This is a genomic window from Streptoalloteichus hindustanus, from assembly GCF_900129375.1.
GTDB classification, from domain to species: Bacteria; Actinomycetota; Actinomycetes; order Mycobacteriales; family Pseudonocardiaceae; genus Streptoalloteichus; species Streptoalloteichus hindustanus.
Map to the genome: position 1 here is coordinate 46,315 of NZ_FQVN01000018.1, position 13,163 is coordinate 59,477.

A 13,163-nucleotide genomic window follows, 5' to 3' on the forward strand; every position below is an offset into this window, starting at 1 on the left:
GTGTGACATATGACGTCTCAGCGTCACAGTGTTGATCCCGCCGTCCCGCGCGTTCCGCCCAATCGGGTCGACGACGACGCGCTGCTCGACGCGGCCAGGGAGTGCGTGCTCGCGGTGGGGGTGCGTCGCACGACGCTGACCGACGTCGCCCGTCGCGCCGGCGTCAGCCGGATGACCCTCTACCGCCGGTTCCCCGACATCCGGACGCTGGTCGCGAAGCTGATGACCCGGGAGTTCGGCGCGCTGCTCGGCGCGGCGGCCGAGGGCGTGCCCAGCACCGCGAACGCGCGCGAGCGCCTGGTGGCCGGTGTCGTGGGCGCGGTGCGCCTGCTCGCCGACAACCCCCTTCTCCGCACGGTGCTCGACATCGACCCCGAGCTGTTGCTGCCCTACGTGGTCGAGCGGATCGGCGGCACCCAGCGGGTGGCCGAGCAGTTCCTCCGGGAGCAGGTGGTGGCCGGGCACGCCGACGGCTCGGTGCGGGCGGGGGACGCCACCGTCCAGTCCCGCCTGCTCTTCCTCACCACGCAGTCGCTGGTGTTGTCGCTGCGCCCGGCCAGCTCCGACGGGACCGCGCCGGCGGCGTTGTTCGCCGAGCTGGCGCACCAGTTGGACGCGGCACTGCGCCCCAGTCCAGGTCCAGGTCCAGGTCCCGGTCCGGCCACCGAGGAGGAGAGCACGTCATGACCATTCCGCTGCCCGCCGGTTCCCTGCGCGCCACCTCGCTCAACGCCGCGCGCCGCGCCGCCGAGCTGGACGCGCTGGCCGGCGGCGAACTCGTGGACCTGCTGGTGGTCGGCGGCGGGGTGACCGGGGCCGGGGTCGCGCTGGACGCGGCGTCGCGGGGCCTGCGCGTCGCCCTGCTGGAGGCCCAGGACCTCGCCTTCGGCACCTCGCGGTGGTCCAGCAAGCTGGTGCACGGCGGCCTGCGCTACCTGGCGCAGGGCGACGTCGCGCTGGCGCACGAGAGCGCGGTGGAGCGCGGCGTGCTGATGACCAGGACCGCGCCGCACCTGGTGCGGGCGCTGCCGCAGCTCGTCCCGTTGCTGCCGGAGCTGGGCCGGCGGGAGGAGGCAGCGCTCTGGGCCGGCCTGCACGCCGGCGACGTGCTGCGCCGGGTCGCCCGCACCCCCGGGTCGGTGCTGCCGGCGCCGCGCCGGGTGCCCACGGCCGAGGCGCTGGCCCTGGCCCCCGGCCTGCGGCGGGCGCGGCTGCGCGGCGGGCTGCTGTCCTTCGACGGCCAGCTCGTCGACGACGCGCGGCTGGTCGTCGCGCTGGCCAGGACGGCGGCCGGGTTCGGCGCGCGGATCGTCACCAGGGCCAGGGTCGTGGAGCTGACCGGCGACGGCGCGGAGGCCGAGGACGGTCGCACCGGCCGGCGGTTCGCGGTCCGGGCCCGCGCCGTGGTGAACGCGACCGGTGTGTGGGCCGACCAGCTGACGCCCGACGTCCGGCTGCGCCCCTCCCGCGGCTCGCACCTCGTGCTCGACGCGCGCGCGACCGGGATCGTGGGCGCGTCCGTGCTGGCTCCGGTTCCCGGGCAGGCCAACCGGTTCGTGTTCCTGCTGCCGCAGCCCAACGGCCGGGTCCACGTCGGACTGACCGACGAGCCGGTGGAGGGCCCGGTCCCGGACGTGCCCGAGGTGCCGGAGTCCGATGTGGACTTCCTGCTCCAGGCCGCCTCCGCCGTGCTCGCGCGCCGGTTGACCCGCGCCGACGTGCTCGGCTCGTTCGCCGGGCTGCGCCCGCTGCTGGCCGGCGACGCGGGCCGGACCGCCGACCTGTCCCGCAGGCACGCGGTGCTGACGTCGGAGGACGGCGTCGTCACGGTCGTGGGCGGAAAGCTGACCACGTATCGCAGGATGGCGGCCGACGCGGTGGACGCGGCCGTGGCGCGCCGGGTGTTGCCCGCCGGACCCTCCCGCACCAGGGACGTGCCGCTCGTGGGCGCCGCGCCGCCCGCCCGTCTGTCCACTTTGGACGCACCTGAGCACCTGGTTTCCCGGTACGGCACCGAGTCCGTGCGGGTCGCGGCGCTCGCGGAGCTGGACCCGACCCTGGCCGAACCGGTGGCGCCGGGCGTTCCGGTCAACGCCGCCGAGGTGGTGTGGGCGGTGCGCCACGAGGGCGCGCTGGACGTCGACGACGTGCTGGACCGGCGCACGCGGGTCGGACTCGTCGCCGCCGACCGGGCCGCCGCCCTCCCCGCCGTGACCGATCTCGTGGAGCGCACCCTGGCCGGCATCCTCGCCTGAGCCCCGCGCCCCGCCTCCACGCCCCGCAGTGATCACCTCGCAGCAACTTGTCTAGCTGTTGGGTTTTTGCAACACTTCCGCAGGGTGATCACGCACGACGCGCGGTCGGCTCTCCCTGGGGACCAGTGGGGCCACCTCTGTGACGCTCGTTCCGAGCTCGCGTCGTGCGTGCTGGGCCGCCCGGAGGACACCCCGGGTGGGCGCCGACGCGAGGAGGGGCGATGAGCACCATGGCTGGCTGGAGCGCGCGCTTCCGTGGCGAGTACCTCCGCCGGGCCGAGGCCGTCGCGCGACGCGAGCGGCGGATGCTGCCGCGCTGGCGGACCAGGGCACGGCGCCGTCTCCTGGCGGCCGGCGTGACCGGGTCGGGCCTGGCGATGGTCGCCGTCGGCTGGCACGTGTACGCCGGGGGCGACCTGAACCTCGTCCAGGCCGCGCCCTACCTCGGCGCGCTCGTGGCGTTCGCGGCGGCGACGTTCGTGCTGCGGGTGGTGACGAGCTCCGTCGGGGAACGACACGCGAGCCTGCTCGACGAGCGCGAGCTCGCGCTGCGGGGGCGCTACGCCTTCGTCAGCTTCCAGCTCGCGATGGCCGTGCTCGGCCTGGTGTTCCTCGTGGTCGTGGTCAGGGTGGAGACGCCCGACCTCGGCTGGCGACTGATGGGTGTGCTGCCGCCCGTGATCGGGCTCACGGGCTCCCTGCCCACGCTGTTGGCGGCGTGGAACCTGCCCGACGATGAGCCCGAGGACTGGGGAGCCACGGCGGACGTTCCGGCCGTGGTGTGTGAGGAGCGAGGAGGGGATGTCCGTGCCTGAGGCGCTGCTGGAGATCGACCGGATCTCCAAGCGCTACGGCGACGTCGTGGCTCTGCGGGACATGAGCTTCGAGGTGCGCGCCGGCGAGATGTTCGGGTTCGTCGGCAGCAACGGGGCCGGCAAGACCACGACGATGCGCATCGCGCTCGGCGTGCTCGCCGCCGACTCCGGCGAGGTCCGGTGGAACGGCGCCCCCATCACCTTCGAGACGCGGCGGCGCATCGGGTACATGCCCGAGGAGCGCGGCCTGTACCCGAAGATGAAGGTCGCCGAGCAGCTCGCGTACCTGGCCGAGCTGCACGGCAGCGGGTCCGCCGCCGCGCGTCGCGCCGCCGACGTCTGGATCGAGCGGTTGGGGTTGACCGAGAAGCGCGACGAGGAGGTCCAGAAGCTCAGCCTGGGCAACCAGCAGCGCGTGCAGCTCGCCGCCGCGCTCGTGCACGACCCCGAGGTGCTCGTGCTCGACGAGCCGTTCTCCGGCCTGGACCCGGTGGCGGTGGACGTGATGAGCCAGGTGTTGCGGGAGAAGTGCGACCAGGGCGTCCCCGTCGTCTTCTCCAGCCACCAGCTCGACCTGGTGGAACGGCTGTGCGACCGGGTCGGAATTGTCCGAAGTGGACAGATGGTGGCCAGCGGGAGCGTCGCCGAGCTGCGGTCGGGGACGACCGAGCGGGTCATGGTCGACGTCGACGGCGCCGGCTACGGCTGGGTCGACGAGCTGACCGGCGTGCGGGTGGTCGAGCGGCAGGGCTCCCGCGCCGTGCTGGAGCTGGGCGACGGCGTCGACGACCAGGTCGTGCTCCGCGCGGCGTCCGCCGCCGGGCGGGTGCGCGAGTTCGCGCCGCACCGCCCCTCGCTCAGCGAGCTGTTCCGCAACGTCGTCACCGAGGAGGCCGCGGCATGACAGCGCCGACCGCACCGTCCGGCAGCAGAGCTCTCTCCCCCGCGCGCGGGGTCGTGCTGGTGGCCCGCCGCGAGATGAGCACCCGGCTGCGGTCGCGCTCGTTCGTCATCGGCACGCTGCTGACCATCGCGGTCATCGCCGCCTACGTCGGCTTCATGTACTTCATGGGCAACAGCGCGTCGCGCATCAACGTGGGATTGACCGGCCAGGCGACGGCGGTCGCCGAGCCGCTGAAGTCCTCGGTCGCCGCGCTGGGCAAGGAGGTTGAGACCCGCACGGTCCCCGACCCGGAGACCGGCGAGCGCCTGGTGCGCGAGGGCGAGTTGGACGCGCTGGTCGTCGGCGCGCCCGGCGCGCTGAAGGTGGTCGTGCAGAAGGAGATCAAGGATCAGCTCCGCGCCGCGCTCGACGGGCTCACCCGGCAGCAGGTGCTGGACGCGCGGCTGGCCGAGGCCGGGCTCAACCCGGTCGAGGTGAACCGCGAGGTGGCCGGCGCGCGGGTCGCGGTGTCCACACTGGAGGTTCCCGACCCGCAGCAGGACCAGCGCAAGGTCCTGGCCTTCGCCAGCCTGTTCCTGCTGTTCTTCTCCGTGCAGACGTTCGGGACCATGGTCGCGCAGGGCGTGGTCGAGGAGAAGTCCAGCCGGGTGGTGGAGATCCTGCTCTCCACGGTGCGGCCGTGGCAGCTCATGCTGGGCAAGGTGCTCGGCATCGGGGTCGTCGGCCTGGTGCAGCTGCTGATCATCGGCGGGGTCGGCCTGGTGGCGGCGATCGGCGGTGACATGCTCACGCTGCCCGACGCGGCGGTGGGCACGCTGGTCTCGGTGCTCGGCTGGTACCTGGTCGGCTTCCTCCTCTACGCCATGATCCTGGCGGCGTCCGCCGCCCTGGTGTCGCGACAGGAGGAGCTGGGCAGCGTCCTCACCCCGGTGCTGATGCTGTTGATGGTGTCGTTCTTCGTCGGCTTCACGCTGCTGCAGAACCCGAACAACAAGCTCGTCGAGGTCCTGTCGATGATCCCGCCGTTCGGGCCGGTGCTCATGCCGAGCCGGATCGCGCTCGGGGTGGCCCCGGGGTGGCAGATCGCCCTGTCGGTGGGGCTCACCGTCCTCGCGGTGGCCGCGATGGCCTGGCTGGGCGGCCGCATCTACGCCAACGCCGTGCTCCGCACCGGCGCCCGCGTCAAGCTCCGGGACGCGCTCCGCGCCAAGTGACCAACTCCCGCGAATGGCCCGTTCCCACTCAGGGAGCGGGCCATTCGTCCTTTGCGGCCCCCGCTGCCCGGAACATCTCCTCGCCGCCACCCAGCCGAGGTCCCCGGCAACTCCGATGACACTCATGCACCACACGAGTGGTCATCGCTCGCTGTTCGGGCCGAGTCGGTTGATCTCACCCCCGGCAAGGATGTGATCTTCCTAACGTGCTCCTGCCGTCGCCGAGGGAGGGCCACGTGAGCGGTTTCGACGTCGTGATCTCAGCACTGTCGTCGGCGGGCGACGCCGCCACCCGCGCCGGGGAACAGGCGCGGGTGGTGGACCTGGCCGCCGTCCTGCGCGAGGTGACCGAAGCTCTGCCCGGCACCCGCTCCGCCGACACGGCCGGGAAACTCGCGGACTTCTGGCAGACGCGAATCAAGGACTGGAGCGGCGCGTCGGCCGCGTTCGGCCACGACCTCAAGGAGTCGGCGCGGCTGTACGCGGACAACGAACGCGCGGCGGAACACGGCTTCTCTCCCGATCCCGGGCGGTGAGGGACGTGGTGAGCTACGGAGACGTGCGCCGGTGGCGGGACGAGCCGCTGGACGAGGCGGAGCGACTGCTCAGGGCCAGGTCCGACACCCTGGTGGGGCTCGCCGACGAACTGACCGACATGGCGCGGCCGGGCGACTGGCACGGCGAGGCCGCCGACGCCGCCCGGCAGCGCTGCGCCCGCCTGGCCGACGAGCTGGAACACCTGGTGGCCGGGGTCAACGCCGCTCGGACCGGCATCATGGCCGCCGCCGACGGGCTGACCGGTCTCGAACACCTGGTGGCGGAGGCCGAGGCACTGGCACGCGCCCACCACTTCACCATCGATCACACCGGGGTCGTCACCGACGCCGCCACGGCCACCGACATCCCCGCCGACCAGGCGGAGGAGGTGGAGCGGGAACGCGAGCGGATCAGGGCCGAACTGCGGGACCGGGTCCAGCGGATCATCGCCAGGGCGGAGGAGGTCGACCGCGACCTCAACAGCGTCTTCGAGAAGGTGAGCGACGGGCGGGTCACTGACGGCGGCGCCACCACCCTGCTCGCCGCGGCCACAGCCGGTGCGCTCCAGGGCGTCGACAAACCGGGCCTGCCCGGACCGCCACCCCGCCCAGAAGTCGACGGCGGTGCGGGGGCGCACGGATCGGACCCCGGAGCCTGGTTCGGCGAGCGGATCAAGAAGGAGCTCGCCGGCCAGGCAGCGATCTTCGCCGACAGCGTTGGTTGGACGCACGCCGCGAAGCACCTCCGGCACTTCCTCGACAACTCGGGGACGCCGCTGTCCGTCAGCCCGGACGAGATCACCGGCGACGTGCCGGAGTTCCGGAACGAGGTCGACAAGAAGGCGGCCGCGGAGATGCGTCGTCTCGCCGAGGAGGCCAGGGCGAACGGCACGTACGGCAAGCCGATTCCGTTCAACTCCGGCTGGGTCGGCTACTACATCAAGCAGGAATACAGCAAGGACTGGTACTACGCCCTCGGCGGCATCAAGTACGCGGTGACCGGTGTGGCCACTGTGCACCCACCCGACCAGCCCGGTGGCGAGCCACGGGTGGAGATGGACTACCAGGTGCACGTCTTCGATCGATACAACTGGGACGGCGGCAAGAGCACCGACATCGGCCCCGTCACGATCACCGACCAGTCGATGGCGGACATGCACCGCGCGGGCGTGGCCCAGGAGTTCGACGTCTCCGGCTCGTCGGAACCGAGGCATTACGCGGGTCGCGTTCCCCCGCCTGGCGAAAAGCCCGACTTACCCCAGCCCCCTCCCGACCGAGACGACCGCACCGATCCGACCCGGAAATAGGTTGCCCGTGGACGCAGTAGAAACCGCCGGAGACGCGGGGATTCGCCGGCCAGCCGCCAGTGGTCTCCAGCGTTTCCGCCCGCTCGTCGCAACGATCGGAACCCTCGCTCTCGTCGTCGGCCTCGCGGCGACCACCGCTGCCTGCGAGTCCGGTTCCAGTCAGGAGAACAGGATGCCCCCACGCGACAGCAGCGCCGTCCGGACCGACCAGGCGAGTATCACCGAGGCGCTCACTTTCGGCGGGATCGTCCTGCCGCCCTCCGCCACCGTGCTTGGTGTCCAGGGTCAGAAGGGCATCGACCAGCTCTACGTCCTCGCCGTCAGGATGCCGCCCGAGGCCGTGGACACCCTGCTGGCGACGTCGAAGTTCACCAAGCCCCTGGACAGGACAAACCGGGGCAGCATGTCCCCGCTACCCGGACTGACCCTCGGCACCGACCTCGCGTGGGCCCAGGACAGCCTGCCTCCGGGCGAGGGCCGCAAGCATGAGGTTTTCCGCGAGGTCACGGTGGACCGCACGGACAAGACGCAGTCGACCGTGCACCTGTGGTTGTTCAACACCTGACAGCGGGGTCAGGGCGCGACGGCCTTGAGGGCGGAGAAGCGGCCGAGGGCGACTCGGCGTTCCTCGGCGTGGTCGACGATCGGCGGCGGGTAGCCCGTGGGCGGGCCGGCGGGCAGGAGCCAGGGCGTGTGCGCGCGTTTCCCCGGCACGGCGCGGAGTTCCGGCACCCAGCGCCGGACGTAGTCGCCGTTCGGGTCGAACCGCTCGGCCTGCGTGGTGGGGTTGAAGACCCGGAAGTACGGCGCCGCGTCGGTGCCGCTGCCGGCCACCCACTGCCAGTTCATCTGGTTCGACGCCAGGTCGGCGTCGACGAGGTGGCGCAGGAAGTGCCGCGCGCCGCGCCACCACGGCAGGTGGAGGTCCTTGACCAGGAAGCTGGCCACCACCATGCGCACCCGGTTGTGCATCCAGCCCTCGGCGAGGAGCTGCCGCATCCCCGCGTCGATCAGGGGGTAGCCGGTGCGACCGGAGGCCCACGCCGTGAACCGGGCGTCGGCGTCCTCGCCAGTGTCGTGCTGGTAGTGGTCGTAGCGCCGGTCGTAGTTGCGCCGGGCCACCTCGGAGCGGTGCCACAGCACGTCGGCGAAGAACTCCCGCCACGCCAGCTCCGCGCGGAAGGCCGCCGCGCCGGAGCCGGAGTGCGCGGCCAGGTCGTGCAGCAGCGTCCTGGGATGGACACAGCCCCAGTGCAACGCGGCGGAGAGACGGCTCGTGCCGGCCAGGTCGGGTCGGTCCCGGTCGCGGTCGTAGTGGTCGATCCGCTCGTCAAGGAAGGTCTCCCACTGCCGCAACGCGGCCCGCTCCCCCGCCGCCGGGAGGCCGTCGGCCGGCGGCTCCGCGACCGCAGCCCGCTCGACGTCCACTTCGGACGGATCGAACCAGTCCACTTCGGATGGATCACTGGTTGCCGGCTCCCGCCAGCCGCGGTTCAGCCAGGCGCGGTAGAAAGCGCTGAACATCTGGTACGGCTCGCCCTGGGCGTTGACCACTCGGCCCGGGGTGACCGCGTAGGGCGAGCCGGTCCGGTCGAACTCGACGCCGGCCTCGGCCAACGCCCGCTCGACGGCGGCGTCCCGCTCTCGGCCGTAGGGACCGGTGTCGGCGCTGACGTGGACACTGCGCGCGCCCACCCGCGCGGCCACGGAGGGCACGACCCGCGCGGGATCTCCCCGCACGACCAGCAACCGCCCGCCCAGGTCGTGGTCCAGGGCACGCAGACATCGGGCCAGGAAGCCGCGGCGAGGCGCCCCGGCCGGGCGTAGTAACACCTCGTCGAGCACGAACAACGCTACGACCCTGTGCGAACGCTCGGCAGCGGCGGCCAGGGCGGGGTGGTCGCCCAGACGCAGGTCGCGACGGAACCAGAGAACGGCGGCATCCACGAACGGACGCTACGACCGCCCGACCGGCGACGCACGCCAGGACCCGCCGGAGAGTGACACCGTCAGGTGAGGTGGTCCAGGCTCGGGAACGGCGACCGCCCCGGGGTGGGACCGCCGGTCTCGGCGGCCTCCCCGGGGCGGGAACGTGGCGGCGACCCGGCCGGGGTCACCGCTGACGGGCGCTGGTCAGCGCTCGTTGATCGCGACGTAGTCGCGCTCGGGCGAGCCCACGTAGACCTGGCGCGGACGGCCGATCTTGGTGGCCGGGTCCTTCATCATCTCGCGCCAGTGCGCGATCCAGCCCGGCAGCCGGCCCAGGGCGAACAGCACGGTGAACATCCGGGTCGGGAAGCCCATCGCGCGGTAGATCAGGCCGGTGTAGAAGTCGACGTTCGGGTAGAGCTTGCGCTCGACGAAGTAGTCGTCGGACAGCGCGCGCTCCTCCAGCGCCTTGGCGATGCCCAGAAGCTGGTCGTCGCCGCCCAGCTTGCCCAGCACCTCGTCGGCGGTCTTCTTGATGATGGCGGCGCGCGGGTCGTAGTTCTTGTAGACCCGGTGGCCGAAGCCCATCAGCTTGACGCCGTCCTCCTTGTTCTTCACCTTCCGCACGAAGGTGTCGACGTCGCCGCCGCTGTCGCGGATGCCCTCCAGCATCTCCAGCACGGCCTGGTTGGCGCCGCCGTGCAACGGGCCGAACAGGGCGTTGATGCCGGCCGAGATGCTGGCGAACATGTTGGCCTGCGACGAGCCGACCAGGCGCACGGTCGACGTGGAGCAGTTCTGCTCGTGGTCGGCGTGCAGGATGAAGAGCTGGTCGAGCGCCTTGGTGAGGATCGGGTCGACCTTGTAGGGCTCCGCCGGGAAGCCGAAGGTCATCCGCAGGAAGTTCTCCACCAGGCCCAGCGAGTTGTCCGGGTAGAGGAACGGCTGGCCGACCGACTTCTTGTAGGCGTAGGCCGCGATGGTGGGCAGCTTGGCCAGCAGTCGGATGGTCGACATCTCGACCTGGGGGTCGTCGAACGGGTTCAGGCTGTCCTGGTAGAAGGTGGACAGCGCGGACACCGCCGAGGACAGCACCGGCATCGGGTGCGCGTCGCGCGGGAAGCCGTCGAAGAACCGTTTGAGGTCCTCGTGCAGCAGCGTGTGCCGGCGGATCTTGTCGGTGAAGTCGTCCAGCTGCGCCTGGGTCGGCAGCTCGCCGTAGATGAGCAGGTAGCTGACCTCGACGAAGGTCGAGCTCTCGGCCAGCTGCTCGATCGGGTAGCCGCGGTACCGCAGGATTCCGGCGTCACCGTCGATGTAGGTGATCCCGGAGGAGCAGGACGCGGTGTTGACGAAACCCGGGTCCAGCGTCACCATGCCGGTCTTCGCCAGCAGCTTGCCGAGGTCGATTCCGGCCGCGCCGTCGGTGGCGGGCACCACGGACATCTCGTGCTCGCCGCCCCCGTGGCGCAGCGCGACGGAACGGTCAGCGGGCGTCGCGTCGGGCATTCGGGTCCCTCTCACGCTCGGACGGGACGATGCTGAAAGCTCCGACCGGCCAGCACGTCGTTTCGACGCCCACTGACAAGTCACACGAGCGCTCGCCGGTCGGGTCGACCGCGCCGCAGCACCGCCCCGTTGGGGTCCTGTCAGCCCCTCACGCTAGTCCGCACCACCGGCCTCGCGCAGCAGCCGTGTTAGCTGGTGAGGGCACTTGGGACAGGTATCACACGCCGAGGGGGGCGCCCGGCTGCGATCCGCATCGGGTCGACCACGCTCAATATCCTTCCCGTGCCGTCAGCCGGCTCCGGGTCGACCGCCGAGGGACCGGCGACGCACGCCGCTTTCCGCCCGAACCGCCCAATTCCCCAGGTCAGCGCGCCGCGAGCTCGGCGGCGAACGGGGGCTCGGCCCCGGCCCGGGAACAGGTCACCGCGGCGGCGTCGGCGACGAACGACAGCGCTTCCCGCCAGGCGTCCGCGTCCAGCGCGCGCACCGCGTCGACGGACAACGCGTCGTGCTCCGCCAGCCACGCCAGCACCGCGCCGTGCACCGTGTCGCCCGCCCCGATCGTGTCCACAACGGTCACCGGACGGGCCGGGACCTCCACCAGGTCCCCGGCGCCGGTGAGCGCCGCGAGACCGGCCGCGCCCCTGGTCAGCAGTACGGCGGCGGGACCGCGCCCGTGCCACTCCCTGACCGCGGCCAGCGGGTCCGCACCCTCGGCCAGCCAGCCGGCGTCCTCCTCGGACAGTTTCAGCAACCCCACGTCCGGCAGCCAGGAGCGGAACCGCGCCCGGTACGCCCCGGCGTCCGGCACCAACGCCGCCCGCACGTTGGGGTCCAGCGACACCAACCGGCCGGCGGCCGACTCCCTGCGCAACATCGCCTCGTAGGCGCTCGCCCCCGGCTCCAGGAGCAGCGACACCGTGCCGAGCGACAGCGCGCGCACGTCGTCGGGCAGCGGCCCCGGGTCGGCGACGAGCCGGTCCGCGGTGCCCTCGACGTGGAACGAGTACCGCGCCGAACCGTCCTCGGCCAGGCCCACCACGGCCAGAGTGGTCGGCTCCGCGCCACGTTGGACCATCGAGACATCCACATCGGACAGGCGCAGCCGCTCCACCAGCGCCTCGCCGAAGGTGTCCGTGGAGATCCGGGAGAGGAACCGCGTCGGAGCGCCGAGCCGGCCGAGGGTCACCGCGACGTTGAACGGCCCCCCGCCCATCAGCGGCGTCATCGGGGACAACACGCCGGGAGCGGCTCCGGCCCCGGGCACCAGGTCGACCAACGCCTCCCCGCCGACGACGATCCACCCCGGACTCACCGCACCCATTGCCCCGCCCCGTGTACCCAGACGGCCGATTTCCCCGGCCGGCGACGTGCCGTATGGGTACACAGGGCGCGCCCGGGGTGTCTAGTCCTCGCCTTCTAGTCCTCGTCTTCGCCGACCTCACCGGCGGCGACCCGCGCCGCCTTCTCGTCCACCGCCCTGAGCAGCTCGGGCCACCGCTCCCGCAGCTCCTGGAACGCCTCGGCGGTGAACGACAGGACGAAGTCATGCCCACCCGAGAACATGCCCCGCGAACCGAACGTCAGCTCGACGAACCCCTCCTTCGTCACGAGCTGCTGCATCCTGAACCCCTCGGCGATGTCCACGTAGACGCCCGCCTCCACGGGCCTACCACCGACCACGACGCCTCCCGCTATGACGTAATGACCATCAGGAACAATGAGTGAGCAGCCGATCACAGATAAGCCTTCAAGGCTTAAGATCACCGTAGACTTAAGCTATGGCGAAAGTCACTGCCCCGATCAGGTGAGGAGTGCGCGCGTGGGCCAGGTTCAGCAGACGGTGGAGCGCCGACAGCTCGGCCTGGCGCTGCAGCGCCTGCGCACGCAGGCCGGACTGGGCCAGCAGGACGCCGCGAACGCGATCAGGCGCTCCGCTCCGAGGATCAGCCAGGTCGAGCACGGCAAGGGCTCGCTGAGCGTCGAAGAGCTCCGCACACTCCTCGACCTCTACGGCGTCGTCGGCGACGAACGAGAAACCCTGCTCGCACTCGGCACCCAAGCCAGGAAGCGGAGACACCAGCCCTGGCAGGTCTACACCGATCTCCTCCCCGACGCCTTCCAACGTCTCGCCGACCTCCAAGCCGACGCCACCGCGATCACCTACTACGAAACGGGTCTCGTTCCTGGTCTCGCCCAGTCACCGGACTACGTCCGGGCGATCATCACGAGCGGCGACGGCGTCTGGTGGCCGCAGTCCCCGGAGGAGACCGAGCGCCGCATCGCGTTTCGCCTCAACCAGCAACGCCGTGTGTTGACAACCGACGGCCACAAACATCTGGACGTCATCTTCACTGAGGACGCGTTGCGGAACATCGTGGGCAGCCAGACCGTCATGGCCGGACAAGCAGCCCACCTGCTCCAACTCACCACTCAGCACTCCAACGTCACCGTGCGGATCGTTCCGTCGGAGACCGTCGACAACCCAGGACTCGGCGGCGGCCTGATGCTGCTCGACTTCGCGGCGGCACCTTCAATCTGCCATCTGCCTACCTTGTACGGGCCGGGCACGTACTTCGATCAACCCGACGATATCGAGCCGATGCGCCGCCTACTCGAGAGAGTTCAATCCCTGGCGCTCAGTCCAGCCGAGACCAAGTCCCTCCTGCTCAAGGCAACAAAGGAGAGCTGAAC

The 13,163-nt window shown here is 71.5% G+C and carries 13 protein-coding genes; 9 read left to right on the forward strand and 4 right to left on the reverse strand.

The window, feature by feature from the left end:
• Nucleotides 1–9: 9 nt before the first annotated feature.
• From BUE43_RS30940 to BUE43_RS30975, 8 genes are all read left to right on the forward strand, one after another.
• Nucleotides 10–687 carry a TetR/AcrR family transcriptional regulator gene (locus BUE43_RS30940; protein ID WP_073489892.1) on the forward strand — a complete coding sequence of 226 codons (678 nt, stop codon included), beginning with the start codon at nucleotides 10–12 and terminating at the stop codon, nucleotides 685–687.
• Nucleotides 684–2,255, forward strand: coding sequence for a glycerol-3-phosphate dehydrogenase/oxidase (locus BUE43_RS30945; RefSeq protein ID WP_083960342.1), 1,572 nt, complete (start codon nucleotides 684–686; stop codon nucleotides 2,253–2,255). The genes BUE43_RS30940 and BUE43_RS30945 overlap by 4 nt, the downstream gene beginning before the upstream one ends.
• Nucleotides 2,256–2,476: 221 nt before the next feature.
• Nucleotides 2,477–3,070, forward strand: coding sequence for a hypothetical protein (locus BUE43_RS30950; RefSeq protein ID WP_073489893.1), 594 nt, complete (start codon nucleotides 2,477–2,479; stop codon nucleotides 3,068–3,070).
• Entirely contained in the window at nucleotides 3,057–3,974 is a 918-nt protein-coding gene (locus tag BUE43_RS30955) for an ABC transporter ATP-binding protein (RefSeq protein WP_143174508.1), read from the forward strand. Before BUE43_RS30950 ends, BUE43_RS30955 begins: the two co-directional genes overlap by 14 nt.
• Complete coding sequence (locus BUE43_RS30960; RefSeq protein WP_073489894.1) at nucleotides 3,971–5,188, forward strand: ABC transporter permease; 1,218 nt, start codon at nucleotides 3,971–3,973, stop codon at nucleotides 5,186–5,188. Before BUE43_RS30955 ends, BUE43_RS30960 begins: the two co-directional genes overlap by 4 nt.
• A gap of 236 nt (nucleotides 5,189–5,424) precedes the next feature.
• Complete coding sequence (locus BUE43_RS30965) at nucleotides 5,425–5,724, forward strand: hypothetical protein (protein ID WP_073489940.1); 300 nt, start codon at nucleotides 5,425–5,427, stop codon at nucleotides 5,722–5,724.
• Between the two features lie 5 nt (nucleotides 5,725–5,729).
• Nucleotides 5,730–7,031, forward strand: coding sequence for a WXG100 family type VII secretion target (locus BUE43_RS30970; RefSeq protein ID WP_143174509.1), 1,302 nt, complete (start codon nucleotides 5,730–5,732; stop codon nucleotides 7,029–7,031).
• Between the two features lie 172 nt (nucleotides 7,032–7,203).
• Nucleotides 7,204–7,596, forward strand: a complete 393-nt coding sequence (locus tag BUE43_RS30975; protein WP_143174510.1) for a hypothetical protein — start codon at nucleotides 7,204–7,206, stop codon at nucleotides 7,594–7,596.
• Nucleotides 7,597–7,604: 8 nt separating this feature from the next.
• Here the strand turns inward: BUE43_RS30975 and BUE43_RS30980 are convergent, their stop codons facing one another.
• The 4 genes from BUE43_RS30980 to BUE43_RS30995 all read right to left on the reverse strand — a co-directional run bounded on the left by BUE43_RS30980 (nucleotide 7,605) and on the right by BUE43_RS30995 (nucleotide 12,152).
• Complete coding sequence (locus tag BUE43_RS30980) at nucleotides 7,605–8,978, reverse strand: cryptochrome/photolyase family protein (RefSeq protein WP_073489897.1); 1,374 nt, start codon at nucleotides 8,976–8,978, stop codon at nucleotides 7,605–7,607.
• 186 nt (nucleotides 8,979–9,164) lie between these two features.
• Nucleotides 9,165–10,469, reverse strand: a complete 1,305-nt coding sequence (locus BUE43_RS30985) for a citrate synthase (RefSeq protein ID WP_073489898.1) — start codon at nucleotides 10,467–10,469, stop codon at nucleotides 9,165–9,167.
• Nucleotides 10,470–10,833: 364 nt separating this feature from the next.
• On the reverse strand, nucleotides 10,834–11,784 hold the full coding sequence (locus tag BUE43_RS30990) for a carbohydrate kinase family protein (protein WP_234996018.1): 951 nt from the start codon (nucleotides 11,782–11,784) through the stop codon (nucleotides 10,834–10,836).
• Between the two features lie 104 nt (nucleotides 11,785–11,888).
• Nucleotides 11,889–12,152, reverse strand: coding sequence for a hypothetical protein (locus tag BUE43_RS30995; protein WP_143174511.1), 264 nt, complete (start codon nucleotides 12,150–12,152; stop codon nucleotides 11,889–11,891).
• Between the two features lie 139 nt (nucleotides 12,153–12,291).
• Here BUE43_RS30995 and BUE43_RS31000 point away from each other — a divergent pair, with 139 nt between their 5' ends.
• Nucleotides 12,292–13,161 (forward strand): helix-turn-helix domain-containing protein, encoded by an 870-nt coding sequence (locus BUE43_RS31000; protein ID WP_073489901.1) that lies wholly within the window; start codon nucleotides 12,292–12,294, stop codon nucleotides 13,159–13,161.
• Nucleotides 13,162–13,163: the final 2 nt, after the last annotated feature.